The sequence below is a fragment of the Devosia lucknowensis genome, assembly GCF_900177655.1.
Lineage (GTDB): Bacteria > Pseudomonadota > Alphaproteobacteria > Rhizobiales > Devosiaceae > Devosia > Devosia lucknowensis.
The window spans coordinates 1,220,982-1,246,913 of the sequence record NZ_FXWK01000001.1; the positions used below are offsets into that span (position 1 = coordinate 1,220,982).

The 25,932-nt window shown below is 64.3% G+C and carries 23 protein-coding genes and 1 tRNA gene; 9 read left to right on the top strand and 15 right to left on the bottom strand.

Translation table 11 applies throughout. The features are described 5' to 3' along the window. Window positions 1-37: 37 nt before the first annotated feature. On the bottom strand, window positions 38-1,660 hold the full coding sequence (locus tag CCK88_RS05765) for an XRE family transcriptional regulator (RefSeq protein WP_086469529.1): 1,623 nt from the start codon (window positions 1,658-1,660) through the stop codon (window positions 38-40). A 190-nt stretch (window positions 1,661-1,850) separates the two neighbouring features. Here CCK88_RS05765 and CCK88_RS05770 point away from each other — a divergent pair, with 190 nt between their 5' ends. From CCK88_RS05770 to CCK88_RS05790, 5 genes are all read left to right on the top strand, one after another. Beyond that, window positions 1,851-3,209, top strand: a complete 1,359-nt coding sequence (locus tag CCK88_RS05770) for a substrate-binding protein (RefSeq protein ID WP_086469530.1) — start codon at window positions 1,851-1,853, stop codon at window positions 3,207-3,209. Between the two features lie 148 nt (window positions 3,210-3,357). Beyond that, window positions 3,358-4,389 (top strand): branched-chain amino acid ABC transporter permease, encoded by a 1,032-nt coding sequence (locus CCK88_RS05775; protein WP_086469531.1) that lies wholly within the window; start codon window positions 3,358-3,360, stop codon window positions 4,387-4,389. A 1-nt stretch (window position 4,390) separates the two neighbouring features. Further along, window positions 4,391-5,533: a branched-chain amino acid ABC transporter permease gene (locus CCK88_RS05780; RefSeq protein WP_086469532.1), complete on the top strand. Its 1,143-nt coding sequence runs from the start codon at window positions 4,391-4,393 to the stop codon at window positions 5,531-5,533. Between the two features lie 9 nt (window positions 5,534-5,542). After that, window positions 5,543-6,310, top strand: a complete 768-nt coding sequence (locus tag CCK88_RS05785; protein WP_086469533.1) for an ABC transporter ATP-binding protein — start codon at window positions 5,543-5,545, stop codon at window positions 6,308-6,310. 11 nt (window positions 6,311-6,321) lie between these two features. Then, window positions 6,322-7,080, top strand: a complete 759-nt coding sequence (locus tag CCK88_RS05790) for an ABC transporter ATP-binding protein (RefSeq protein WP_170926470.1) — start codon at window positions 6,322-6,324, stop codon at window positions 7,078-7,080. A 120-nt stretch (window positions 7,081-7,200) separates the two neighbouring features. Here CCK88_RS05790 and CCK88_RS05795 read toward each other — a convergent pair whose 3' ends face one another. The 9 genes from CCK88_RS05795 to CCK88_RS05830 all read right to left on the bottom strand — a co-directional run bounded on the left by CCK88_RS05795 (window position 7,201) and on the right by CCK88_RS05830 (window position 13,270). Continuing rightward, on the bottom strand, window positions 7,201-7,962 hold the full coding sequence (locus CCK88_RS05795) for a LamB/YcsF family protein (protein ID WP_086469535.1): 762 nt from the start codon (window positions 7,960-7,962) through the stop codon (window positions 7,201-7,203). Then, complete coding sequence (locus tag CCK88_RS05800; protein WP_086469536.1) at window positions 7,959-8,852, bottom strand: 5-oxoprolinase subunit C family protein; 894 nt, start codon at window positions 8,850-8,852, stop codon at window positions 7,959-7,961. The genes CCK88_RS05795 and CCK88_RS05800 overlap by 4 nt, the downstream gene beginning before the upstream one ends. Beyond that, a complete protein-coding gene (locus CCK88_RS05805) occupies window positions 8,849-9,511 on the bottom strand; it encodes a 5-oxoprolinase subunit B family protein (RefSeq protein ID WP_086469537.1) in 663 nt (220 codons plus the stop codon). The genes CCK88_RS05800 and CCK88_RS05805 overlap by 4 nt, the downstream gene beginning before the upstream one ends. A gap of 134 nt (window positions 9,512-9,645) precedes the next feature. Beyond that, window positions 9,646-9,822 (bottom strand): hypothetical protein, encoded by a 177-nt coding sequence (locus CCK88_RS18370; RefSeq protein ID WP_170926370.1) that lies wholly within the window; start codon window positions 9,820-9,822, stop codon window positions 9,646-9,648. Between the two features lie 289 nt (window positions 9,823-10,111). Continuing rightward, window positions 10,112-10,348 (bottom strand): hypothetical protein, encoded by a 237-nt coding sequence (locus tag CCK88_RS05810; RefSeq protein WP_086469538.1) that lies wholly within the window; start codon window positions 10,346-10,348, stop codon window positions 10,112-10,114. A gap of 84 nt (window positions 10,349-10,432) precedes the next feature. Beyond that, on the bottom strand, window positions 10,433-10,951 hold the full coding sequence (locus tag CCK88_RS05815) for a hypothetical protein (RefSeq protein WP_086470836.1): 519 nt from the start codon (window positions 10,949-10,951) through the stop codon (window positions 10,433-10,435). Window positions 10,952-11,006: 55 nt separating this feature from the next. After that, window positions 11,007-11,096: transfer RNA gene (locus CCK88_RS05820), tRNA-Ser, on the bottom strand. A gap of 246 nt (window positions 11,097-11,342) precedes the next feature. After that, window positions 11,343-12,314, bottom strand: a complete 972-nt coding sequence (locus tag CCK88_RS05825; protein ID WP_086469539.1) for a quinone oxidoreductase family protein — start codon at window positions 12,312-12,314, stop codon at window positions 11,343-11,345. Further along, window positions 12,311-13,270, bottom strand: a complete 960-nt coding sequence (locus tag CCK88_RS05830) for a TerC family protein (protein ID WP_086470837.1) — start codon at window positions 13,268-13,270, stop codon at window positions 12,311-12,313. The genes CCK88_RS05825 and CCK88_RS05830 overlap by 4 nt, the downstream gene beginning before the upstream one ends. 187 nt (window positions 13,271-13,457) lie before the next feature. Between CCK88_RS05830 and CCK88_RS05835 the strand changes: the two genes are divergently transcribed. The 3 genes from CCK88_RS05835 to CCK88_RS05845 are packed head-to-tail and all read left to right on the top strand — an operon-like array spanning window position 13,458 to window position 15,537. Continuing rightward, complete coding sequence (locus tag CCK88_RS05835) at window positions 13,458-13,910, top strand: YeeE/YedE family protein (protein ID WP_086469540.1); 453 nt, start codon at window positions 13,458-13,460, stop codon at window positions 13,908-13,910. Then, a complete protein-coding gene (locus tag CCK88_RS05840) occupies window positions 13,910-14,383 on the top strand; it encodes a DUF6691 family protein (RefSeq protein WP_086469541.1) in 474 nt (157 codons plus the stop codon). Before CCK88_RS05835 ends, CCK88_RS05840 begins: the two co-directional genes overlap by 1 nt. After that, complete coding sequence (locus CCK88_RS05845; RefSeq protein WP_086469542.1) at window positions 14,380-15,537, top strand: FAD-dependent monooxygenase; 1,158 nt, start codon at window positions 14,380-14,382, stop codon at window positions 15,535-15,537. Before CCK88_RS05840 ends, CCK88_RS05845 begins: the two co-directional genes overlap by 4 nt. Window positions 15,538-15,623: 86 nt before the next feature. On the opposite strand, the gene CCK88_RS05850 is transcribed toward CCK88_RS05845, so the two are convergent. The 3 genes from CCK88_RS05850 to CCK88_RS05860 all read right to left on the bottom strand — a co-directional run bounded on the left by CCK88_RS05850 (window position 15,624) and on the right by CCK88_RS05860 (window position 20,345). Further along, the gene (locus CCK88_RS05850) at window positions 15,624-16,424 is read right to left on the bottom strand and encodes an invasion associated locus B family protein (protein WP_170926371.1); all 801 of its coding nucleotides are present in this window, start codon (window positions 16,422-16,424) and stop codon (window positions 15,624-15,626) included. A gap of 145 nt (window positions 16,425-16,569) precedes the next feature. Further along, window positions 16,570-20,058, bottom strand: a complete 3,489-nt coding sequence (gene mfd, locus CCK88_RS05855) for a transcription-repair coupling factor (RefSeq protein WP_086469544.1) — start codon at window positions 20,056-20,058, stop codon at window positions 16,570-16,572. Continuing rightward, window positions 20,055-20,345: an FAD assembly factor SdhE gene (locus CCK88_RS05860; protein ID WP_086469545.1), complete on the bottom strand. Its 291-nt coding sequence runs from the start codon at window positions 20,343-20,345 to the stop codon at window positions 20,055-20,057. The genes mfd and CCK88_RS05860 overlap by 4 nt, the downstream gene beginning before the upstream one ends. Before the next feature lie 171 nt (window positions 20,346-20,516). On the opposite strand from CCK88_RS05860, the gene recG reads away from it, so the two are divergent. Next, entirely contained in the window at window positions 20,517-22,667 is a 2,151-nt protein-coding gene (gene recG, locus CCK88_RS05865; protein ID WP_086469546.1) for an ATP-dependent DNA helicase RecG, read from the top strand. Window positions 22,668-22,716: 49 nt separating this feature from the next. On the opposite strand, the gene glmS is transcribed toward recG, so the two are convergent. After that, window positions 22,717-24,543 carry a glutamine--fructose-6-phosphate transaminase (isomerizing) gene (gene glmS, locus CCK88_RS05870; RefSeq protein WP_086469547.1) on the bottom strand — a complete coding sequence of 609 codons (1,827 nt, stop codon included), beginning with the start codon at window positions 24,541-24,543 and terminating at the stop codon, window positions 22,717-22,719. Window position 24,544: 1 nt separating this feature from the next. Continuing rightward, the gene (gene glmU / locus CCK88_RS05875) at window positions 24,545-25,897 is read right to left on the bottom strand and encodes a bifunctional UDP-N-acetylglucosamine diphosphorylase/glucosamine-1-phosphate N-acetyltransferase GlmU (protein WP_086469548.1); all 1,353 of its coding nucleotides are present in this window, start codon (window positions 25,895-25,897) and stop codon (window positions 24,545-24,547) included. Window positions 25,898-25,932: the final 35 nt, after the last annotated feature.

A 25,932-nucleotide genomic window follows, 5' to 3' on the forward strand; every position in this document is an offset into this window, starting at 1 on the left:
CGGTCTCCCCTCCGCGAACAGCGACAATAAAGCGCAATCACCCGTGTTCGCCAAGGCCGAATTCTTTCGGGATCAGCGGCAGGCGTGTCACCGAACGCTGTCCACCGGGCCCCAGCATCTCTTCCTGCCTTGCCGAACAGTCCCGCCGCGGGCACAGCCGGCAGCTCGGTCCCACCGGCACGTCGGCCGTCTGGTCCGAAAGGTTCAGTCCGGTGCCGTATATGGTGCGGTCGGCGTGCAGCGCGTCACAGGCCAGCATCACCGAGATCACGGTCGGCTGGTCGCGGAACGAATGCGGCCGGTGCTGCAGCGTCCGCGCAAGGAAGAGGTAGCGCGAGCCATCCGAGAAACGCACCACCTGCCGCAGCAGGGCATCGGGCTGCCGAAAGGCACCGTAGATGGCCCAGAGCGGACAGGCGTGGCCGGCATTGGGCAGGAGCAGGCCAGGCAATGGAAAGTGCTTGGTCAGCCGCCCGGCCGGATCGGAGCGGAGAAAACCGAACGGAATACCCTCCTCGCCCGGTCGCCGCAGCGACACCAGCCGGTGCGCGACCTGTTCGAAACTGCCATTGAACGCCTGCCTCAATTGGTCGATGTCATAGGCGGCCCGCTCGGCCTCCGCCAGGAAGCGCGAATACGGGAACACCATCGCACCAGCCAGATATGACCCCATGGCCCGCGCCGCCAGCCGCCGCGCCGTCGGCGAGGTCAGCACGGCTCCATCGAGCGTCTGGCGCAGCACATCGGGCGCCGACAGCTCCCCCAGCAATCGCGCGAGCTGGAAGTACCGGGTCGCCTGGGTCGTCGTCCCCTGGAACCACATTGTTAGGCTCTCGGCGTCGAACCTGTACTGTCCGGGGAAATCCGGCACCTGCGCCTCCCCGCCGATGCGAATGGTCACCCCGAAGCGGCTTTCAAGCCAGTGGCCAAGCCCGCCCAGATCGAACTGTCCCTGCTGCTCGACATCCGCCCGCAATTGCGTCGCTGTTTCCTCGAGATGTGGGAAATAATTGCGGTTTTCGATGATCAGGTCGTCGATTTCGCGCAGCGCCGAAATCCTGCTTGCCGTCTGGCTGGTGCTTTCGAACTGCCCGATCAGGCTGCGCGCCACATCGCTGAGCACCCGCGCTTCGCGGCCGATGGCATCGACGAAACGGCGACGCTCTGTGTCGTCGAGATCAGGCACTTCCTCGAGGATTTCCGCGCTCGATCGCACCGCGGTAATTCCCGAAAGGATCTGGTGCAGCATCTGCCCGAGCATCGGGTCCGAGCGCAGCCGGTCGGCATAGGCATCGGCGTTCGCCACCGCGTCGGCATACGCGCGATGCATCCGCGCCATCGCCGCAGCACTGGCCGGATATTGGGCCACCATCTGCCGCCGCTCGTCCGGCTGGAAAGGCAGCGACTCAACCATGGGATCGGCATAGGCCTCTTCGAGGTCCTGGAGCAGTTTCTGCTCCGCCTGCCCGGTCAGGTCCTCGATTCCGATGTCCAGATGGAGTGCGACACGCTGCAGCAGCGCCCCGCCCACATCGCGTTTGTTGTTCTCGATCAGGTTCAGATAGCTCGGCGATATGCCGACCAGCCGCGCCAGTGCCGCCTGCGAAATTCTGAGCGATTTCCGCCTGTTGCTGATCCGGAATCCGATCGGCGCCCGCATGATGTCTGCCCTCCCCACAGCCTGATCTGTCAACGAATTTACGCTGATCAGTCACAAGCAGAACAAGTATTTACAATTTTTGCTCGATATTACAACGACGTATTGCCGTCGTTTTCAAATGTGTCGAATACTTGGCAAGCGGTGAGCCTCTGGCAAAGCATCAGTCGCCCCGCGCCAAAGGAGGAGATCAATGACACTTTTGAAGCGCGGGCTCTCCCGCCGCAGGGTACTGCAGACCGGCATGGCCGGCATTATCGGTACGGGCGTTGCGCCCATGATGTTCACCAAGGGTGCATGGGCGCAGGAAGACTTCTGCAACAACCCCACTGGCGACACTGTAACCATCGGCCTCAACCTGCCCCTGACCGGTGCATACGCCGAAGAAGGTGCCGATGAGCAGAAGGCCTATGAACTGGCCATCGCCCACCTCAACGGCGAAGGCGACGGCGGCCTGATCAACGTCCTGACCCCGACCGCCCTCACGGGCAACGGCATCCTGGGCAAGAAGGTCGGCTATGTGTCCTCGGACAGCCAGACCAAGTCCGACGTGGCCCGCGCCGGCGCGACACGCATGATCGAGCGCGATGGCGCCATCATGATCACCGGCGGCTCGTCCTCGGGCGAAGCCATTGCCGTGCAGGGCCTGTGCCAGGAAAAGGGCATCATTTTCATGGCCGGCCTGACGCACTCCAACGACACGACCGGCAAGGACAAGCGGCGCTACGGTTTCCGTCACTTCTTCAATGCCTATCAGTCCGGTATCGCTCTTGGTCCGGTGCTCGGCCAGGAATACGGCGCCGACCGCCGCGCCTACCACCTCACCGCAGACTACACCTGGGGTTGGACGCAGGAAGAATCGATCAAGGCTGCGACTGAAGCCCTCGGCTGGGAAACCGTGGCGACGGTCCGCACCCCGCTCGGCTCCACCGACTACTCGCAGTACCTCACGCCGATCCTCAATTCCGGCGCCGACGTGCTGATCCTCAACCACTACGGCCTCGACATGGTCAACTCGCTGCCTCAGGCCGTGCAGTTTGGCCTGCGCGACCGCGAAGCAAACGGCAAGCAGTTCCAGATCGTCACGCCGCTCGTGTCCGAGCTGATGGCCAAGGGCGCAGGCGAAGCCATGCAGGGTGTCTACGGCACCTCGAACTGGCACTGGAACCTCCAGGATCCGGGCTCGATCGCCTTCACCAAGTCCTTCGGCGCCGCCTATGGTTCCCCGCCGTCCCAGGCCGCTCACACCGCCTATGTGCAGATGTTGCTCTACGCGGATGCGGTGGAACGCGCCGGCACCTTCTATCCGCCGGAAGTCATCAAGGCGCTGGAAGGCCACGAATTCGACGGCATGGGCAATGGTCGCACGCTTTACCGTGCGGAAGACCATCAGTGCATGAAGTCGGTCCTGGTGGTGCAGGGCAACGAGGCCCCGACCAGCGAGTTCGACGTCCTCAACGTCGTTCAGGAAGTCGACCGCGAAGCTGCCACCTACGACCCGTCGATCTTCGGCGGCGAGCTGGGACCGGCAGAACCCGTGCCGCAGTGCTGATCGGCTGACAACCGCTCTCAACCTTCGTCATTGCCCGGCTTGACCGGGCAATCCAGCCATTGCGCCAGCGCAAACTGGACCGCCGGGTCACGCCCGGCGGTGACGGCCGAGACGATAGAAGCGTGCCTCAGGCGCGACGGAGCCATCCATGTTCGAAGTCATCTTTCTGCAATTCCTCAACGGGCTCGATAAAGGCGCTGCCTACGCGCTGATCGCCCTTGGCCTCACCCTCGTGTTCGGCACGCTGGGCGTGGTCAATTTCGCGCATGGCGCGCTCTTCATGCTTGGCGCGTTCTGCGCCGTGACCGTGCGAATGTTCCTCACCATGGAAACGGTCACCATCGACCCCGAACGCCTCTCGCCCTGGGGACAGCCGCTGGAAATCCGCGAACCGCTGGTACAGGCGTGGTTTGGCGATTTTGGCGCGGTTCTGGTCAACTATTCCGTGCCCCTGTCCATCCTCATCACCATCCCGGTCATGCTGCTCATCGGCATCGGCATGGAACGCGGCATCATCAAGCACTTCTACAAGCGCCCCCATGCCGAACAGATCCTTGTCACCTTCGGCCTCGCCATCGTTGCGCAGGAAGTGATCAAGTCGATCTTCGGGCCAAACCCGATGCCCCAGCCCATGCCGACCGATTTCCGCGGCGCGGCCGATATCGGCGCGTGGCTGGGCATGCAGGCCAATGTCATCACCTACCCCATCTGGCGCCTGGTCTATTTCCTCTTCGCGGCCGTGGTCATCGGCGGTGTCTTCGCCTTCCTGCAGTTCACCACCTTCGGCATGGTGGTGCGCGCCGGCATGGCCGATCGGGAGACCGTGGGGCTGCTCGGCATCAATATCGACCGCCGCTTCACCATCATGTTCGGCCTTGCCGCCGTGGTCGCAGGCATGGCGGGGGTCATGTACACGCCCATCCTGCCGCCCAACTACCACATCGGCATGGATTTCCTGGTGCTGTCCTTCGTTGTCGTCGTGGTGGGCGGCATGGGCTCGCTGCCCGGCGCCGTCCTGGCAGGTTTCCTCCTGGGCATCCTGCAGTCCTTCGCGTCCATGAACCAGGTGAAAGCCGTCTTCCCCGGCATCGACCAGATCATCATCTATCTCGTCGCCGTCGTCATTCTACTCGTTCGTCCGCGGGGCCTCATGGGTCGGCGCGGTGTGATGGAGGCCTGACATGAACCCCAATCTCATGTCCCGCAACGACCTCTTCCTGCTGCTCGGCTTCACGGTCGTGGTTTTGGCCATGCCAATCTGGCTGGCGCCCTTCGGCGCCGGCTACCCGGACCTGCTGCAGCGTTTCATGATCTACGGCATCTTCGCCGTCGGCTTTAACATCCTCTTCGGGCTCACCGGCTACCTCAGCTTCGGCCACGCCGCCTTCTTCGGTGTCGGTTCCTACACGGCCGTCTGGTCGCTCAAGCTGCTGACGCTTGATGCCATCCCGGCCATGTTTTTCGCCGTCATCGTCTCGGGTCTCTTTGCCCTCGTCATCGGCTTCCTCTGCCTGCGCCGCTCCGGCATCTACTTCTCTATCCTCACCCTCGCCTTCGCGCAGATGAGCTACAACCTCGCCTATTCGGTGCTCACCCCGATCACCAATGGCGAAACCGGTCTGCAGCTCACCCTGAGCGATCCGCGCGTCCTCGACGCGGCCGTCGGCCACGGCTTCGTCGGCCAGCCGATCCCGACCCTTCTGGGCACGCCCATCGGCGGTTACGCCGGCTTCTACTTCTGCGCCGGCTTCCTGATCATCACCTTCTTCCTCGCCCAGCGCATCGCCGGCTCACCTTTCGGCATGATGCTCAAGGCCATCAAGTCCAACCAGACGCGCATGCAGTTCACCGGGTTCAATACCCGTCCCTATGCGCTCTCCGCCTTCGTGATCTCGGGCATGTATGCCGGGCTTGCCGGTGCGCTTCTCGCCGTCACCGATCCGCTTGCCGGTGCCGAACGCATGCAGTGGACCGCCTCGGGCGAAGTCGTGCTGATGACCATTCTGGGCGGCGTCGGCACCCTTGTGGGTCCGGTCATCGGCGCTTGGATCATCAAGTACTTCGAGAACATCCTCTCGGCGCTCAACGACAATATCCTCGCCCGTTTCTTCGACTTCCTGCCCGATGGCATGGATAGCGTCGTGGTCAAGGTCGTGGGCAAGTTCGTCGGCGACGGCTGGCACCTGACGCTGGGCCTGCTCTTCGTGATCATCGTCATCTTCCTGCCCGGTGGCATCATGGAAGGCGTGCGCCGCATCGCCGCCGCCTTCCGCAACCGCGGATCGACGCCGCGCTCCACCACCCAGACCCAAGCCGCAGAGTAGGATCGTCACATGTCCAATGGAAACGTTGTCCTGCACGTCGCAGACGTCCACAAGCGGTTCGGGGGTCTGCATGCCCTGGCCGACATCGATCTCCAGATCGAGGAAGGCAAGACCCACGCGATCATCGGCCCCAATGGGGCCGGTAAATCCACCCTCCTGAATGTCATCATCGGCAAGCTCGCGCCCTCCAGTGGCCAGGTCGTGTTCGACGGTGCCATCCTCACCGGCAAGAAGCCGCACCAGATCAACCAGCTCGGCATTGCCCGCGTGTTCCAGACCCCCGAGATCTTCGCCGATCTCTCGGTGCTGCATAACGTGATGATCCCGGCCCTGTCCAAGCGCGACGGCAGGTTCAAGCTCAACATGCTGCGCACGCTCGACAGCGAGACCGGCATCCGGGCCGAGGCCGAGCACATGCTCGAGGATGTCGGCCTCATCAACCGCAAGGACAGCCCGGCCGGTTCGCTGTCGCGCGGCGACAAGCGGCGCATGGAACTGGCCATGTGCCTCATCCAGCATCCGCGCCTGCTGCTGCTCGACGAGCCCACCGCCGGCATGAGCCGCCACGATACCAACACCACCATCGAGCTGCTCAAGAAGATCAAGAGCCGCGGCATGACCAAGGTCATCATCGAGCACGACATGCATGTCGTGTTCTCGCTGGCCGACAAGATTTCCGTTCTCGCCCAGGGCCGCATCATCGCCGACGGCACCCCCGATCAGGTGCGCGGCAATCCCAAGGTCCAGGAAGCCTATCTCGGAGGAGCACACGAATGAGTTCCGTCGCCATGACCTCTGAAACCACCCTGGCCGGCACTCACGCCGCCGATATCGAGACCACCCGCCCCTTTTTCTCGGTGCGCGACGTCCACGCCTATTATGGTGAAAGCTACATCGTGCAGGGTGTCTCGCTCGATGTGCGCAAGGGCGAAATCCTCGCGCTTCTCGGCCGCAACGGCGCGGGCAAGAGTTCCACGCTCCGAACCATCGCACGCGCCGACAATCCGGAAATGCGCGGCGGGGAAATCTGGCTCGACGGACAACCCGTGCACCAGATGAAGAGCTTCCAGGCCGCCCGATCAGGCATTCAGCTGGTCCCGGAAGATCGCCGCATCATCCAGGGCCTCACGGTCGAGGAAAATCTCAATCTCGCCCGCGTCGCGCCCGGCCATGGGTGGAGCCTCGACCAGATCTACGAGAGCTTTCCGCGTCTTGCCGAGCGCCGTACCCAGGAAGGCGTGACCCTCTCCGGCGGCGAACAGCAGATGCTGGCCATTGCGCGCGCCCTGGCCCGCGATCTCAAGCTCCTGCTTCTCGATGAGCCCTATGAAGGCCTGGCACCCGTCATCGTGCAGGAAATCGAGCGCATCCTGCATTCGATCAAGCCGCTGGGCATCACCACGGTGATTGTCGAGCAGAACGCCGTCGCGGCCCTCAAGCTCGCCGACCGCGCCGTCATCCTCGATACCGGCGAAGTCGTTTTCTCGGGCACCGCCAAGGAAGTGCTCGACAACGCCGAGTTGCGCCACGAATACCTGGCCATCTAGACCATTGAGGGGGCCCCCGCCCCCTCCACCAGCTACCCTGGGTCCTTTGAACCCAAAGGCATGTCGCCGATTTCACCTCTCCCTCCTCAGAGGTCCCAGGGTACGTCTCCCCCGCGCCAGCTACGTCGCCGCCTCGGGATCCACCGGCGCTATGGTGATCCCCTCGCTCTCCAGCGCGTCGCGCACCTCTCGCGCCAGGTCCACGGCCCCCGGCGTATCGCCATGCAGGCAGATCGATCGCGCCGCCGATTTCAGCACCGTTCCATCCACGGCCACGATCTCGCCGGTCTGCGCCAGGCGCAGGCATCGCGCAATGACCGCCTCGGCATCGTGGATCACCGCGCCCTCTACTGTGCGCGGCACCAGCAGTCCATCCGCGCCATAGGCGCGGTCGGCATAGGCCTCGCGGATCAGCGGCAAGCCTACAGCCCGTGCCGCCCGCACCTGCTCGCTATTGTCGAGCGCCAGCACCGCCATTTTTGGATCCATCGCATGGATCGCGGCGAATATCCCCACCGCAAAGGCCAGTTCCTCGGCCGTCTGGTTGGCCAGCGCCCCGTGCAGCTTCACATAGCGCAGCGGCACGTCCACCTCGTCGGCGATATGGCGCACTAGGAACATCTGGCTGCGAATCTGCCCCAGTAGGTCTTCGAGCGGCATGACCAGGCGGAAGCGGCCAAAGCGTTTCGGGTCGTTATAGCCCGGATGGGCGCCCGCCCGCACGCCGCGGGCCTTGCAGACCTTCAGGATATGCCGGATGGTGGCCGCATCCCCGGCATGCCCCCCGCAGGCGATGGAAGCGCTTGAGACCACGGCCAGCAGGTCGTCATCGGTCCCCATGCCTTCGCCGAGGTCGGCATTCAGGTCGATCGTTTTCGTCATGGGCGGCTCCGCAACAGGCGCTGCGCATGCTCGACCGTCACCGGGGAAAATGCAATCTCGCGGCCCGCTCGCATTTGCGCAAACCGGTCGAGATCGGCCGCGATGACCGTGCCGATCCGCGGATAGCCACCGGTCGGCTGATGGTCGCGCATCAGCACGATTGGCGTGCCGTCGCCCAGGATCTGGATATCGCCCGGCAGGATCGGGTCGGATATCAGCGACAGGATACTGGCACCTGAAAACAGGCCGCTCCGGTCCTCCAGCCGCACCCCCATGCGGTCCATCACCGGGCTGATACGAAACATCTCGGTTACGAACCATTGCCGAACCTCGGCGACGAATGCCTCCGCATGGATGCCCCAGACAAAGCGGATCGAGCCATCGCTGGCTTCTGGCATGGCCACGTTCCGAGGCTCCACCCCGCTTCCCTGGAGAGCAAGCACGTCGCCCGCCATGAGTGCGCGGCCATCAAGCCCGCCCAGCCGCGCTCGCGTGCTGGTCGCCCGGCTCCCCATCACCTCCGGCAGATCCAGCCTCGGGCCAAATCGCAGATAGCCGTAATTGCCAGCAGCCCCCGGCGTGATCGAAATCACGTCGCCGCTGCGAACCAGGGCGCCCCCGGGCCAGGTCTCCAGCGATCCATTGATGGCCACCGTGAATGCGCCGCCCGCCCAGCCGATCCGGAACGATCCATCCTCGACCTTAAGCTCGATCCCGGCGCGTGTGAATTCGATGCCGGCGTCCCCGCTCGCCCCTGCCAGCCGGCCCGCGGCGTCGAAGGCGCCACGGTCCATCGGTCCCGACGCGCTGATACCCTGCGCAAGCAATCCCGGCCGCCCCAGGTCCTGGATCGTGCTGAGCGGACTGGCTCGCAGGATGCAAACGGTCATGGCGCTACCGTGAATTGCACCAGCTCGCCAGCCCGCAGGATCGTCGGCGGGTCCCGCTCTGGTCTGAAGTTGCGGAAATCGGTGCTGCCGATCACGTGCCACCCTGTCGGGATATCCGTTGCGGCAATTGCCGTCTGGCCGGCGGCGAAAAGCACGCTCCCCGCGGGCACCATTGGCCGCAGCGACTGGCGTCGTGGCAAGGTCAGGTCCCGGCCATGCATGCCGCAATAAACGAAACCGGGCGCAAATCCGGTCGTCAGAATGCGGAGGGGCGCTGAATTATGTCGGGAAATGAACTCGGAAGGCTCCAATCCCAGCGTGGCGGCAACCTCAGCCAGGTCCGGGCCGTCAAATCGCACCGCAAGAGTATGGACGGCCTTCTGCCCATGGCCGTCTGGAGCCTGTAGCCGAAGCGCGGTTTCCCCGGCGAGTCGCGTCAATGAGATTGTATCGGGGTCGTATCGGATCAGCACCGACACGAGGCTCGGCGCTACTTCCAGCACGCCGGCGATTGGGTCGCTCTGCAGCACCTCTGCCAGTGCCAGCACCGACCTGTTGGTGCTCTCGTCGAGACGTGTGCCAAACCGGACGAGCAGCGCAGCGTCACCCAGGGGCAAGATTTCGGCGCGGCGCAGGCTTGCGCTGTCGATGTGAGTCATGGCGGTCCGCTGTCATGGGCTCACGGAACGCAGAGGGTTCACCCCGTTCTGCGGTCCGTCAGGTCTGAAGCCCAGGAATAATCAGGGCACGATGCCATGCAATCTGGCGATGTCTGGAAAGGCGTGATCTGCGCTCAGTTTGGGTCGCGACCCTCCTGCTCGACGACCGCCTCGAACAGCGTGCGGGCCTGTCCGGCGCCGATGGCCTCGATGGCCACGGCGGCAATGGCCGCAAACAGTTCTGCGATTTCTTGAGGGTCGGTGATTTCGGCGTCGTCTTCTTCGGCGTCGGCGTTGATCAGGGTAAACATGAGGAACGCGCCTCCACTACGGAGCGGGATGCGGACGTAGGTAAGGATTCCGCAGAAGCCCGCGATCACGATAGTCTGGAACCAGACTGGCTCCAGACGAGCCTACAGGTAACAGTGTGCGTCGATTCCATTACCGCTTGAATAACGGATTGCACCGGGCGCTGGCAGAAGAAGGGTTGTTCATCTGGTCAGTCTCGCTTACGCTTCGCCCGCTTTCATGAAATTGTCACACGCACGGGAAACGGTCGGCCGCCCAACAGGTTGCCGCTGGTCGCAATGACTTTGACGCTCAGTCCGATTCTGCATCGAGCTGCTCGAGCCAGGTTTCAATGTCGTCGAGCGACGCCGAAAACGGCTTGGGAATGTCGCCGTAGACGATCTTGAACGTCTCGTCGTCCCGTACCTGGTGTCCGCCGGCCTGCCCCAGCACCTTTATCTTTTCGGCTGTCAGGATCGTCAGCCCATGCCGCCCGGCCACGCGTTTCATCCGCCGCATGCGCGAAGCGTCGAATTCCTTGCGGCTCATGGCATCATCCTCGAAGTCAGATCAGGCATCGGCGCCTCTTAGCGCGACCGCAGCGTGGCGCTCAAGCACGTTTCGCCCACGGCCCTAAGTTTGCAGCCCCCGGGCCCAGTCGTGCCAGTATTCCGCGGTCGCGCCGGTCTGCCGGATAACCATGTCGGGTTGCGGCGACGCTGGCCACAGCTGCAGCCTATACTGGTCTATGGGCTCGGCTCCCTCATGTGTGTCGGCTTCGCTGGCCGCGTCCATGTTGCAGGCCGCGTATCGCACGCGATAGCTGCCCGCCATGACCGCAAGCCCATGTGGAACGTCGCTTGACCATTCGAGAAGGCCAACCTCCGAACCCGACACCTGCAGGGACACTTCGACAATCTCGTCCCAACTCTCGTCTAGGATCGGCTCGCCGTCCTCGAGGCTGATGGTGAGGCCCACAATACCGGTGTGCAGTCCGGTGACGGCAAACAGCAGGCCGGGCACGCGTGCGCCGAGCAGTCCGTTGCTTTGCCCCGCAAAGCAACGCGCCATGTCACCCTCGAAGCGGTTGCCGGCTTCCAGGTAGAACTGGCCGTATGCGACGGGAAAAGCGCCGGAATAGAGTATGGTCATGGCGCCGGCCTCGCTGTGTTCGCGCCGGTCGGCGCGGAGGTCAATATGCGCGGCGTGGCGGGTAGGGAGGGATTCGAACCCCCGGAAGGCTTTCACCTTCGCCGGTTTTCAAGACCGGAGCAATCAACCACTCTGCCACCTACCCCTGGCCCGTGCCTTTAAAGGCAGAGCGACGGGCTGTCCAGAGTGTAGACGGGCACCGTTCCCGCATCGGCCTTGCGCAGCGCGCGATCCAACCTTCTTCCAAAATGAAATAAGGGCGCCATCACCAAGTGCATGCCACGGCTCCATCGCCTTCTGCCCTCGTGGGAGAAGGTGTCCGAAGAGCGGATAAGGGGACCAGGGCCGCGACGGCCCTGGGCTAGAATGGCGCCCTACAGTGCCCATGCCCCTAAGGCAGAAGCACCACCGAGCCAGTCGTTTCCCGTCCCTCGAGCGCCCGGTGCGCGTCGGCGGCATCGGCGAGAGCGAATGTCCGCCCCACCTCCACCTTGATCGCCCCGGCAAGGATCGCGTCGAACAGCGCCTTGGCGCCCTCCAGCAGATCCTCGCGCCTAGCGAAATAATGCGTGCCGGTCGGTCGTGTCACGAACAGCGAGCCTTTACGGGCCAGAATGCCGAGGTCCGGTACGCTTACCACGCCCGAGGCATTGCCGAAGCTGGCCAGCAGCCCGCGCGGCCTCAGGCAGTCGAGCGATCCTTCGAACGTCGCCTTGCCGACGCCGTCATACACCACGTCGACGCCCCTGCCCCCGGTGAATTCCTTCACGAGGGCCGGAAAGTCCTCGGCCTTGTAGTCGATGGCGTGGTGACACCCGTGGTCGAGCGCGATCTGCACCTTCTCCTGGCCACCGGCCGTACCGATGACCGTGGCGCCCAAGGCGCGCGCCCACTGCGTTGCGATCTGTCCGGTGCCGCCCGCGGCTGCGTGCCAGAGGATGGTCTCACCTTTCTGCACCGGCCAGGTCTTGAACAAGAGATAGTAGGCGGTGAGCCCCTTGAGTAGCACTGCCGCCGCTGTCTTGTCGTCCACGCCCTCGGGGATCGGCACCAGCTTGGCGGCCGGCACCAGGCGTTCGTCGGCATAGGCGCCCGGCGTTCCCTGGTAGCACACCCGGTCCCCGACCGAGACCTCGGTAACGCCCTCACCGATGGCGGTCACCACACCCGCAGCCTCATTCCCCGCCACGAATGGCAGCGGCAGCGGGTAGAGGCCCGAGCGCTGGTACGTGTCGATAAAATTGAGGCCAATGGCCGTTTGCCTGACCCTTGCCTGCCCCGGTCCTGGCGCATCGACGGTCCAGTCCTCGACCGAGAGGACATCCGGCCCGCCATGCGCGTTGACGACGACGACCCGGGTCACTTCGGCGCCTTTGGTTTGCGGGGCGCCGATTTGGGCCGCGATTGCGCCCGTGCTGACGGGTTGGACTTGGGACGCAGCTTGGCCGCGGTGACCGGGTCGACGCTCGGAGCCGTGGCCGCGGTTCGCGCTGCGCCGACGGCGGCGCTACCCATGGCCGCCAGGGCGGTCTCGGTAGAGACCGATCCTGTATCCCCGGTAAAGGGCGTGAACTGCGGCTTGCCCGCCGCGCCGCTACGCCGCTGCTTGCGACCCTTGGCGATGATGTTGACCGCTTCGACCAGAACCGAGAAGGCCATGGCCGAATAGATATAGCCCTTGGGAATGTGGAAGCCGAGCCCGTCGGCCACCAGCGTCACGCCGATCAGCAGCAGGAAGGCCAGCGCCAGCATCTTGGTTGTCGGATGATCCGCCACGAATTTCGCGATCGGGCCTGAGGCCACGAACATCACGGCCACGGCGACCAGCACGGCGGCCACCATCACCGCCACCTGGTCCGCCGGCACCATGCCCACGGCAGTGATGATCGAGTCGATCGAGAAGACCATGTCGATGACCACGATCTGCAGCAGGATCGCCTGCAGCGTCGCCTTGGCAGCATCGCCCGGCTTGACCTCGTGATCGTCCTCGATGGCCGCGTGCATCTCGTGCGTGGCCTTGTAGATCAGGAACCCGCCGCCCGCGATCAGGATGATGTCCTTCCACGAGAAGTCGTGCCCGAAGGCCGAGAATACCGGATCCTGCAACTGCACTATCCAGCTGATCAGGAACAGCAGCACGATGCGGAACACCAGCGCCAGACCGATGCCCAGCTTGCGGGCGAATTCGGCCTGCTCACGCGGCAGCCGCGACACCAGGACCGAAATGAACACGATATTATCGATGCCTAGCACGATCTCCATGATCGTGAGCGTGGCAAAGGCAATCCACACATTGGGATCGGCGAGCAGTTCAAGCATCGAGCGCTCCATGCGGCGAGTCGAAATGACAGTTCAATCTAGGGACAGCTTTGCAGGTGGTGAAGGCGGCAAATCGAGTTTTTGCGCGCCTGCGGCATCAAACGGAATAGCCCTCCACCCCGGCCGCTGGTATCGCCCGAATGTCCGGTGCTAGGCTCCGGTTCCAAAGTTCAGTCGGGAATGCCGCATGGAAACCTTTTCTCCCCTCACCGCCGCGCTCGGCGGCAGCCTGATCGGTCTGGCCTGCGCCGTCCTCTGGCTGGGCAACGGCCGCATCGCCGGCATATCCGGCATCTTCGGCAACCTGCTTCCCCCGGCACGGACCGTGGCCTGGCGCTTCGTGTTCCTCGCGGCCCTCGTCGCCGCCACCTTCCTGTCGGCAAAAGCCTTTCCGGGCCTTGGCGCGGGGGGTGCCGAACCCTCGGCACTGGTGCCCCCGCCAGCAGGCTGGGCCATACCCATGCCCGTCTGGCTGATCGTCGCCGGTCTCCTCACCGGCTTTGGCACCCGGATCGGCAACGGCTGCACCTCCGGCCACGGCGTCTGCGGGCTCGCCCGCCTGTCCCCACGCTCGCTGGTGGCTGTCGCCGTCTTTTTCGGCGTCGCCATTCTCACCGTCACCATAACGGGGATCGTCTGATGGCCGCGCTCCGCCTGCCCTACCTCGTCACCGCGGCCCTCAGCGGCGCCCTGTTCGGCACCGGCCTTTATGTGTCGCAGATGGTCGATCCGCTCAAGGTCCTGCGCTTTCTCGATTTCACCGCCATCCCAACCGGCGGCTGGGATCCGAGCCTCGCTTTTGTCATCGTCCCGGCCATCGCAGTCATGTTCGTCGCCGTTCGCATCGGACGCCGGCGCGCCGCTCCGCTGTTCGACACGCACTTCCATGAGCCCAAGGCGAGCAGCATCGATGCCCCCCTCGTCGGCGGCGCGGCGCTGTTTGGCCTCGGCTGGGGCATGTCGGGCATATGCCCCGGCCCGGCCATCTCGCTGATCGCCTTTCAGCCCGATGGCCTCTGGCTGTTCCTTGGCGCCATGCTGGCGGGTTCGCTGGCCGGCGGTCTTCTGTTTCCGACCCGCAAGCCCCACCGCCTTGCGGAGGCCGCCCGATGAAAGCCGACACCGACATCATCGTCGTCGGCGGTGGCCTTGCAGGCCTCGCCTCGGCCGTCAGCCTCGCGCGGTCCGGGCATCGGGTGATCCACCTCGCGCCCCCCGCCCCGCCCGACCGGCGCACCTCGGCCCTGATGATGCCCAGCGTCGATTTCCTGCGCCAGTCCGGCCTCATCGGCGAACCGGCCGATCTCGGCCATGCCCTCACCGCCATCCGCATCATCGACGCGACCCCGCGCCTCATCCGCGCGCCGGAAACGCTCTTCGATGCCGCCGAGATCGGCCTCTCGGCCTTCGGCTGGAACTTTGCCAACGCCGCCCTTCTCGCCCGTTTCCAGGAGGCCGCTCCGTCCGCCGGCTTCGAGACCCGCAGTCAGGCGGTCACCGCCTGGCGCCGCGACGGCGATCTGGGCGTTGTCACCCTGTCCGATGGCACGGAGCTGCAGGCGCCACTCGTCGTCGGCGCCGATGGCAAGAAATCCCTGCTCCGCTCTGTGGCGTGCATCGCCACGCGCGAGCACCATTTCGCCGAAGCCGCGCTTGTCTGCGACCTTGATCTCGCCCGCCCGATCGGCGGTGCGTCGATCGAATTCCACTATCCGCGCGGCCCCTTCACCCTCGTGCCGGCCGGTGGCACCAGGGCCAATCTGGTCTGGATCGACGAGGAAGCCAAACTGCGCCAGCTCCAGTCCGAAGGCCCGGACAGGCTCCTTGCCGCACTGCATGAGCGTGCCCAGCGCCTCTTCGGCACCATGACCCTGGCCTCGCCCAGCTTCGTCTTTCCGCTCTCGACCCTCACCGTCGAAACGGCCGGACGCGATGGCGTCGCCCTGGTCGGAGAATCGGCTCACGCCTTCCCGCCCATCGGCGCGCAGGGGCTCAACCTCGGTCTGCGGGACGCTGCCGATCTCGTGGCGGCCGTCGATGCGGCCGACCGCACCGACCCGGCCTGGGGCATCGCGGCCAGCCAGGATTACGCCGCGCGTCGGGCCGGCGACCTTGCCCGCACTGGCGGCATGGTCGACGCCCTGTTCCGCTCCCTGCTCGCAGAAATGCTGCCCAGCCAGGCGCTGCGCGCCGGCGGCCTCTGGGCGTTGAAGCTCCTGCCGCCGCTGCGACGCCAGGCCTTCGCCCTCGGCATGGGCGAACGCTGACCGAGCGACGCGCTCTCCATCGCCATGCCAAAAAAGCGAAACGGGCGCAGTTTCCTGCGCCCGTTTCAGAAGTCTACGCGGTCCGCTTACTGCTGGGCCGGAGCGTCCGTGCCGTTGGCTGGTGCGCCATTCGCAGGAGCGGCGCCATCGGCTGGTACGGCACCATTGGCCGGCGGCGTCGAACCGTCGGTGGTCAGTTCCTTGCGCAGCTGCTCGGCACGGTCCTGCAGGACCTGCTCGAGAGCGTTCTGGCCCGATTCCTGCTGCTGCAGCTGTTCGAAAGTCAGCGCGGAATCGGTGTCATAGGTCGCGGTGAACCCGGCAAGGTCGATCTCGATGGCGAGATCCTGGTTCTGGCGGTTCTTGGCGGTCAGCGTCAGCTTGTTGCCGCGCTTGAGCGAATTCACATACTGCTCGTTGATCACCAGCTGGGTCGAGCACGACTGCGTGTCGCAAAGCATGTAGGGCACGCGCACCGGCTTGGCATTGTCGATCTGCCAGGTCAGGCCGAACGGCAGCAGCACCCCGAGCGGCACGGCGGCAACGGCCAGCAGGCGCGATTCCTGGCCCGGGTCGTCACGCAGCAGGAACGAGCCGAGGAACTGGCCGTTCGCCAGGATAACCTGGCGCATCAGGCAGGCTTTCTGGCCATCGGGCAGCGGATCGCAGACCTTGAGCCAGTTCTGCGAAGCCAGGTTGTCGACAGCGGCTGCGACCTCAGCCGTCGCGGAGCCTTCGGCCGGCGCAGCATCGGCAGGTGCAGCTTCGGTGGTTTCCGCGGCGGGCGCCTCGGCGGGTGTCGTCGTGTCCTGCGCAAACGCCGAGAGGGGGGACAGCATCATTGCGGCCACCGCGACTCCGGCGACGAGGGGTTTCCTGAAAGTCATAGAATATCCTTGCCTTCCTTGGCGGTCCCGGCGGCTTCGCGCCGCCATCAATTTCGAACTGCCCTTCAAGGGCTCAAATCGGGCAATAACATGACCGATGCACCTTGCCAAAACATTATGCTCGCGCGTTGCCGCGCGAGCACGGTCAGGCCCCGGTTTCGGCCAGTTTTGCGAGCTTGGAGAGGATTGCCGCCGTCCCCTTGAGCCGCTGTTCCGGCGTCGGCCAGTTGCGGGCGAACACGAGCTTCTGATCGGGCTTGATGCGAACCTGGTTGGAAAGATCGCTGACCATGCGCACAAGCCCGGCCGGATTCGGGAATTCGTTGTTCCTCAGGGTAATGACGGCGCCCTTGGGCCCGGCATCCACCTTTTCGACATTGGCCTGCCGGCACAGCGACTTGACGAGGATGACCTTGAGCAGCGCCTCCACCTCCTCGGGCAGCGGCCCGAAGCGGTCGATCAGTTCTGCGCCCGCCGCGTCGATGTCGCGGAAGTCGGTCAGGTCGCCGAGCTTGCGATAGAGCTGCATGCGCAGCTGCAGGTCGGGCACGTAGTGCTCGGGGATCATGACCGGCATGCCCAGCGATATCTGGGGGCTCCACTCGTTTCGGTCTTCGTAGTCCTCCTCGCCGCTCTTCAGCGAAGCTACCGCCTCCTCCAGCATGGCCTGGTAGAGTTCGTAGCCGACTTCGCGGATATGCCCCGACTGCTCGTCGCCGAGCAGGTTACCCGCACCGCGGATGTCGAGATCGTGGCTGGACAGCTGGAAGCCGGCGCCCAGCGATTCCAGCGATTGCAGCACGCCCAGGCGCCGCTCGGCAGTATCGGTCAGCTTCTTGTCCGGAGGCACGGTGAACAGCGCATAGGCGCGTTGCTTGGCCCGCCCGATGCGGCCGCGGATCTGATAAAGTTGCGCCAGCCCGAAATTGTCGGCCCGGTGCACGATCAGCGTATTGGCGTTGGGAATGTCGAGCCCCGATTCCACGATGGTCGTGGCCAGCAGCACATCGAACTTGTTGTCGTAAAAGGCATTCATGATGTCGTCGAGCTCACCCGGCGCCATCTGCCCATTGGCGGCGACAAACGACACTTCCGGCACCTGGGTGCGCAGGAATTCGGCGATGTCGGGCTGGTCCTTGATCCGCGGCACCACATAGAAGCTCTGGCCGCCACGATACTTCTCGCGCAGCAGCGCTTCGCGAATCGACAGCGGATCGAAGGGCGAGATGAAGGTACGGATCGCGAGGCGATCGACCGGCGGCGTTGCCAGGAGGCTGAGGTCGCGAACGCCCGTCAGGGCCAGCTGCAGCGTGCGTGGTATCGGTGTCGCCGTCAGCGTCAGCACATGCACATTGGCCTTGAGCTCCTTGAGGCGCTCCTTGTGGCCAACGCCGAAGTGCTGTTCCTCGTCGATGATCAGCAGCCCCAGGTCCTTGAATTTTATCGATTTGCTGAGCAGCGCATGCGTACCGACGACGATATCCACCTGTCCATCGGCAAGGCCGTCCTTGGTCGCCTTGAGTTCGGCAGCCGGCACCATGCGCGAGGCATGGCGCACGCGCACCGGCAGTCCCTGGAAACGCTCGGAGAAGGTCTTGAAATGCTGGCGGGCCAGCAGCGTTGTCGGTACCACGACGGCAACCTGCTTGCCGCTCAGCGCCACCGCGAAAGCCGCGCGCAGCGCCACTTCGGTCTTTCCGAAGCCCACGTCGCCGCAAACCAGCCGGTCCATGACCTTGCCCGAAGTGATGTCGTCGAACACCGCTTCGATGGCATTGAGCTGGTCTTCGGTTTCCTCATAGGGGAAGCGCGCCGCGAACTCGTCATAGGCCCCGGCATTGATTTCGACGACATCGGCCTTGGTCAGCAGGCGCTGCGCGGCCAGCTTGATAAGCTGTTCCGCCATCTCGCGGATGCGCTTCTTGAGCTTGCCCTTCTTGGCCTGCCAGGCGACGCCGCCCAGCTTGTCGAGGGTGACATTGCCGTCGTCCGAACCGTAACGGGTCAGCAGCTCGATATTTTCCACCGGCAGGTAGAGCTTGGTGTCGCCGCCATACTCGAGCTCGACGCATTCATGCGGAGCCCCTCCGGCCTCGATGACCTTGAGGCCGATGAAGCGGCCGATGCCATGATCGACATGCACGACGAGGTCGCCGGCATTGAGGCTCGCCGCCTCGGTCAGCGCGTCCGATGCCTTCTTCTTGCGCTGCGGCCTGAGGATCCGTTCCCCCAGGATATCCTGCTCGGAAAGGACGAGCAGGTCCTTGGTCTCGAACCCGGTCTCGAGCGGCAGCACCACCAGCGACGTCGTCGCCGCGCTCGTGGTCTCCGCGTCGCGCCAGTTTTCCGCCATGCGCGGATTGGTAAGGCCATGGTCCTTCAAAACCTGCGCCATGCGGTCGCGCGTGCCAGAGCTCCAGCAGGCGATGATCGCCCGCCTTCCGTCCCGACGCTCCTTCAGCAGTCGATCGACGACCGCCTGAAAGAGATTGATGTCCGATGCCACCCGCTCGGCGGCGAAGCTCGGAGCGATATGGCCGCCGGCATCGTCGCCCCGCGCCGTTTGCGGAGACAGGAATGGCGAGAATTGCACCACGGACGCCCCGGCTAGGGCTGTCGGCGCAACATCCAGATCATAGAGCAGTTCGGGATTTATCGGCTTGTAGGGAGCGCCGGCCCCGGCAACCTTGGGCGCCTGTCGTGCCGCCTCGCGCGCCTCGTAATAGTCGCGGATCTGCGTCGCGCGCTCGGAATAAGCCTCGCCCACCTGGTCATCGAATACGAAGGGAGCATCGCCGACGTAGTCGGCCAGGCGGTCCATGTGGTCGTAGAAGAACGGCAACCAATGTTCGGTGCCCGAATATCGCGAGCCGCCGCTGACTGAGGCATAGAGCGTGTCGTCGACGGTATTGCCGCCAAATGTTGCCGTATAATTCTGCCGGAAACGCCTGATGGTTTCCTCGTTCAGCACCACCTCGCTCATCGGGGTCAGGTCTACCCGCTTGAGCGTGCCGGTCGTGCGCTGGCTGTCCGGGTCGAATGTGCGGATCGATTCGAGCTGGCTGCCGAAAAAGTCGAAGCGCAACGGCGACTCCGATCCGGCGGGAAACAGGTCGACGAGGCCGCCACGCACCGCGAACTCGCCGCTCTCGCGCACTGTCGGCACGCGCAGGTAGCCGTTGTTGGCGGCCCAGGCGACCAGCTTGTCGCTGTCCACCACCCGGCCGACCGCGGCCGAAAAGCTCATCGTCTCGACGAGGTCGCGCGGCGGCAGTTTCTGAATCAGCGCATTGACGGCCGTGAGCACGATCGTGCCCTTGGCACCCGAAGTCAGCGCCGCCAGAGTGTTCATGCGGGCCGCGATCGTCACCGTGTTAGGGGAAACGCGGTCATACGGCAGGCAGTCCCAGGCGGGCAGCGTCAGGATCGCATGGCCGGGCAGCATGGCGCCGAGGATTTCGGCCATGCGCTGCATGCGGCGGCCGTCTCGCGCGACGAACACCAGGCTTGCGACAGCATCAGGCGCAGCCTTCAGCCGGTCTTCAACGAGCCTGGCCAGCACCATCGGCTGCATGCCGTCGGGGACGTTGGAAATCGTCCGCGTCGGCGGGGTGATCCCGGAAAGTTCGTTCATTTTGCGATACGGGCCTGATGATCGGCGACAACGAGTGCAAGAAAATCCCGGTCCACGTTGGCGGGAGGCTCTTCCTGACCCATCACCCATTTCAGCAGCGGCGGGTCTTCCTCGTTCATAAGGGCTTCGAGCCGATCGAGTTCCCCTTCGTCGTAACCGTCCACATTGGCGTCGGCGAAGGGCCCCAGGATCAGGTCCATCTCTTTGGTGCCCCGATGCCAGGCCCGGTATTTCAGGCGCTTGCGACGAATGGAAATATCTTCACCGGCCGCCATTTCGACACCCATGATTGCAATTTGTTCTCGATTTGGACATGTCTATTACGCGCGTTGAATGCGATTGTCAGCCCTGACTCTGGCCGATCGCCATTCACCGGCCTCCCCTCGCCCCTCGGGGAAGAGGGACCGGGGTTTGCGGTCAGCAAAATCCGGGGTAAGGGGTTCTCTCCCTGCGCGCCGATGCCTATTGGATTGTTCCATCTCCCGCAGGAGAATCGTGCCTTGTCCCGCCCTGCAGAACTCCAGCCCCTGTTTGCTTCGCTCCACGCCATCAAGGGCGTGGGCGACAAGCTGGCTGCGTTGTTGACCCGCTTTTTCGGCGCGCCTGAAGGCCAGGAGGCGATCGTTCTTGATGTGCTCATGCACATGCCATCAGGCGTCGTCGACCGCCGTCGACAGGTGGGCATTGCCGAAGCCTATCTCAACCAGGTGGTCACGCTGCGCCTCCACATCGATCGCCACCAGCCTCCGCCGCGCGGCAAGCCTCATATTCCCCATCGTGTTTTTGCCCACGACGAAACCGGCGACATCAACCTGGTCTTCTTCCGCGCCCAGGGCGGCTGGGTCGAAAAGGCCCTGCCCGTCGGCGAGGAGCGCTTCGTTTCGGGCCAAATCGGCTTTTTCAACGGCGAAAAGCAGATCACCCACCCCGACTACATCGTCGAGCCGGACAGGTTCGCCACCCTGCCCTTGGTCGAGCCCGTCTATCCCCTGACCAACGGCCTGTCGTCCAAGGCCCTGGCCAAACTCGTCCGGCAGGCGGTCGACACCGTGCCCGAACTCCCCGAATGGATCGGCCCGGAGACCATGGCGATACGGAAGTGGCCCAGCTTCCAGACCGCCATGCGCAATGTTCACCTGCCGGAGAACCCCGATGAGGGTCAACTCTGGTCCCCTGCCCGGCAGCGTCTTGCCTATGACGAATATCTGGCCGGCCAGATCACCTTGCAGCTCGTCCGCTCGACCATGGTGGCCGCAAAGGGCGTCGCGCGCCAGTTCGCTGGCGAATTGCCCGCAAAGGTTAGCGCCCTGCTAGCATTTTCGCTGACCGAGGGACAAAAACACGCTCTTGAGGAGATTTTTGTCGACTTGAGAGCGACAGATCGCATGTCCCGGCTACTTCAGGGCGATGTCGGTTCCGGCAAGACGGTCGTCGCGCTCATGGCGATGGCTGCAATGGCCGAGTCAGGCGCGCAATCGACGCTGATGGCGCCCACGGAATTGCTTGCCTCACAACACTTTAGGACGATTCAGCCGATCTGCGAGGCAGCAGGACTCACCTGCGCATTGCTCACCGGCAAGATGCCCGCCGCCGAGCGTCGCGCCATCCTCGCGGGTCTGGCCGACGGGTCGATCAGCATAGCCGTCGGCACGCACGCACTCTTCCAATCCGATATCGAATTCAAGGACTTGGGCCTCACTGTCGTGGACGAGCAGCACCGCTTCGGCGTTCATCAGCGCCTCGCTTTGTCCGACAAGGGCCGCCACACCGACCTCCTGGTCATGACGGCCACCCCGATCCCCCGCACGCTGGTCCTCACCCACTTCGGCGACATGGCCGTCAGCGTGCTTCGCGAAAAGCCGCGCGGCCGCCAACCTATTGATACGGCTGTCCTTTCCATCGGCGACTACGACCGGGTCATCGCCCGGCTGCAGTCCCGGCTGGCCGAAGGCGCCCAGGCCTACTGGGTCTGTCCTCTGGTCGAGGAAAGCGAGACGCTGGAAGTGGTTAGCGCCGAAGATCGCTTCGCGGAACTGCAGAAAATCTTCGGTAATAAGGTCGCCCTGGTCCACGGCCGCATGTCGGCTGCCGCCAAACAGGACGTAATGGGGCGATTTAAGGCCAATGAAATCAAGCTCTTGGTCGCAACCACCGTGATTGAAGTCGGCGTCGATGTTCCCAATGCCAGCATCATGATCATCGAGCACGCCGAGCGTTTCGGCCTGGCCCAGCTCCACCAGTTGCGCGGCCGTGTCGGCCGGGGCACTCAGCGCTCGGCCTGTCTCCTCCTTTACAAAGACCCGCTCAGCGAAACCGCAAAGGCCCGTCTCGAAACGATAAAATCGACCGAAGACGGCTTTCTCATCGCCGAGCGCGACCTCGAACTGCGCGGCCAGGGCGACGTCCTGGGCACCCGCCAGTCCGGCATGCCGGGCTACCGCCTCGCCGTCCCGGACGTCCACCGCCACCTGCTCGAATTCGCCCACGACGACGCCAAGGCACTGATGCAGCGCAACCCCGGCCTGACGGGCGAAGAAGGCGAAGCCGCACGTACGCTGTTGTATCTGTTCAGAAGAGACCTCGCGATCCCGCTGATCCGGGCGGGGTGAAGCACACGCGGGCCCCGCCCACTGGGCAATTTCGCTTCAGAACAGGTCCCTACTCCACCGTCACCGACTTCGCCAGGTTCCGGGGCTGGTCCACATCCGTGCCCATGAACACGGCCGTATGATAGGCCAGCAACTGCACGGGGATGGTCGCGAGGATCGGAGCGACGAAGGAATGGACATGCGGGATCTTGATGATGTCAGCCACACCGTGGCCGACGCTTTCGGCGCCGTCCTCGTCGGTGATCAGGATGATCTTGCCGCCACGCGCAGCGACTTCCTGCATGTTGCTCAGGGTCTTGTCGACAAGCTCGTCCGACGGCGCGACGACGATCACAGGCATGGCCTCGTCAACCAGGGCGATCGGCCCGTGCTTGAGTTCACCTGCCGCGTAACCTTCGGCGTGGATGTAGCTAATTTCCTTGAGCTTCAACGCCCCTTCCATAGCCACAGGGAACATCGCTCCGCGGCCCAGATAGAGCACGTCCTTGGCCTTGGAAAGGCGCTTCGAGATGTCGATAATCTGCGCCTCGGCACCCAGCGCTGCCGATACGGCTGATGGCAGCGCCGTCAGGGCCCGCACCAGTTCGGCTTCCTGCTCGGCGCTCAGCACCCCGCGCGCCCGGCCGGCAGCGATGGCAAGGCTGGCCAGCGCTGTCAGCTGTGCCGTCAGCGCCTTGGTCGAGGCAACGCCGATTTCCGGCCCGCAGAGGATCGGAAAGACTACGCCGGACTCCCGGGCAATCGTCGATTCCAGCGTATTGACGAGGCTGGCCACATGCTGGCCCTGACCGGCGCAGTAACGCAGTGCCGCGAGGGTGTCGGCGGTCTCGCCCGATTGCGAGATGAACAGCGAGAGCCCGCCCTTTTCCAGCGGCGGTTCGCGATACCGGAATTCGCTGGCCACATCGATATCGACAGGCAACCGCGCAAAGCGTTCGAACCAGTATTTGGCGATGGCACCAGCATAGTACGCCGTGCCGCAGGCGCTCATCGTCAGTCTCGAGAGATCGGCGAAATCGAATGGCAGCGTCTCGCGGATGGCAACCTTTTCGGCGCCCATGTCCACATAGTGGCTGAGGGTGTGCGAGATGGTCTCGGGCTGCTCGTAGATTTCCTTGGCCATGAAATGGCGGTGGTTGCCCTTGTCCACCAGCAGCGCGGATGCCTGGCTGACCAGCTGCTCGCGCTGGACGATGGCATCCTTGCCGTCCCGGATCGTCACGCCCTTGGGCGTGATCACGGCCCAATCGCCGTCTTCGAGATAGGTGAGGCGCGATGTGAAGGGCGCCAGCGCCATCGCGTCGGACCCGAGATACATTTCCGTCGTGCCATAGCCGACGGCCAGCGGCGCGCCATGCCGGGCGGCGATCAACAACCCCTGCTCGCCTTTGAACATGAAGGCCAGGGCAAAGGCGCCCTTGAGCTTCTTGAGTGTCCGCGCCACCGCCAGTTCAGGCTCGGCGCCGTTGTTCAGCTCGCGCGTCACCCAGAGGGCAACGGATTCCGTGTCGGTCTGCGTCTGCGGCAGGTAACCGTCCTGCTCGAGGTCGGCCAGCAGTTCGCGGAAATTCTCGATGATGCCGTTGTGGACCACCGCGACGCGATCGGTCGCATGCGGGTGGGCGTTGTTCTCGGTCGGCGCCCCATGGGTCGCCCAGCGCGTGTGGCCGATGCCGATATGCCCGCCCAGCGGCTCCATGCCCAGCTTGCTGGCCAGATTGCCCAGTTTGCCTTCGGCCCGGCGCCGCGCAATGGCGCCGCTTTCCAGGGTCGCTACACCCGCACTGTCATAGCCCCGGTATTCGAGGCGCTTGAGCGCATCGACCAGCCGACCGGCCACGGGAGCATCACCGACAATCCCAACGATACCGCACATGCTATTTTCCTTTCGCGGCCTTCTTGGCCAGCGCCTTTTCCTTGAGCTTGGGCGCGTAGCCCGGCTTGTTTACCTGCCGGGCTCGCCCGAATGCCACCGCGTCATCAGGCACGTCATCCGTGATCACGCTGCCTGACGCCGTATAGGCGCCGTTCCCGAGCGACACCGGCGCCACCAGCGACGTATTAGAGCCGACGAAGACGCCGTCGCCGATAATGGTTTGGTCCTTGTTCACACCGTCATAATTGCAGGTGATGGTGCCCGCGCCGATATTGGTCTTGCTGCCGATCTCGGCATCGCCGAGATAACTCAGGTGACCCGCTTTCGTGCCGGCGCCGATCTTGCTCTTCTTCACCTCAACGAAATTGCCGAGATGTACATCGGCACCCAGCTCTGCACCGCCGCGAATGCGCGCAAACGGTCCGATCGTGGCACCCTCGCCTATGACGGCATCCTCGATATCGCAGAACGTCCGGATCTCGACCTTGTCCGCAACCTTGACGCCTGGACCGAAGACCACGTTCGGATGGATGGTCACATCTCGACCAAGGTCTGTGTCCCATGAAAACCAGACGCTCGGAGGATCGCGCAGCGTCACCCCTGCGCGCATGGCGTCCTCGCGGCGCACCTCCTGGAACAGGGCCTCGGCACGCGCCAGTTGCGAACGGTCATTGACGCCCATCACGTCGTTTTCCGGCGCCACACCGTATCCCACCTTCTTGCCGGCAGCATTGGCAAGGCCCACGAGGTCCGTCAGGTAGTACTCGCCCTGCGCATTGTTCGTGTCGATCCGGTCGATGAGATCGCGGAACACGTCGGCCCGGAAAGCCAGGATGCAGGCATTGCAAAGCCCGATGGCGCGCTCTGCTTCACTGGCATCCTTGTGCTCGCGGATCGCACGCAGTGTTTCGCCCTCGGTGATGAACCGCCCATAACCGGTCGGATCCTTGGGCTCGAAACCCAGGATGGCGGCATCGAGGCCTGCATCGAGCCGATCGAGCACCGCCCGAAAATTTTCGCCGCGCAGCAGCGGGTGGTCGCCATAAACCACGGCAATATAGCCATCATGCGCTTCGAACAGCGCGCGTGCCTGGGCCGCCGCATGCCCGGTGCCCTTGGCCACGGTCTGCTCGAAATGGACGATATCCGCGTCCAGGCCGGAAACCGCCTCGCGGATCGCACCGTGCTTGGGCCCGGTCACCATGGCGATTTTGCTCGAGCCGGCCTCGCGTGCCGCGCGCACCACATGGCCGATGATCGGCAGTCCGCCTACCGGGTGCAAAACCTTCGGGGTCGCGGACTTCATCCGCGTGCCTTCACCTGCCGCAAGAATGATCGACAGCAACTCAGTCATGACGCGCTCCCCAGGCCGCTACGTATCGCGGGGCA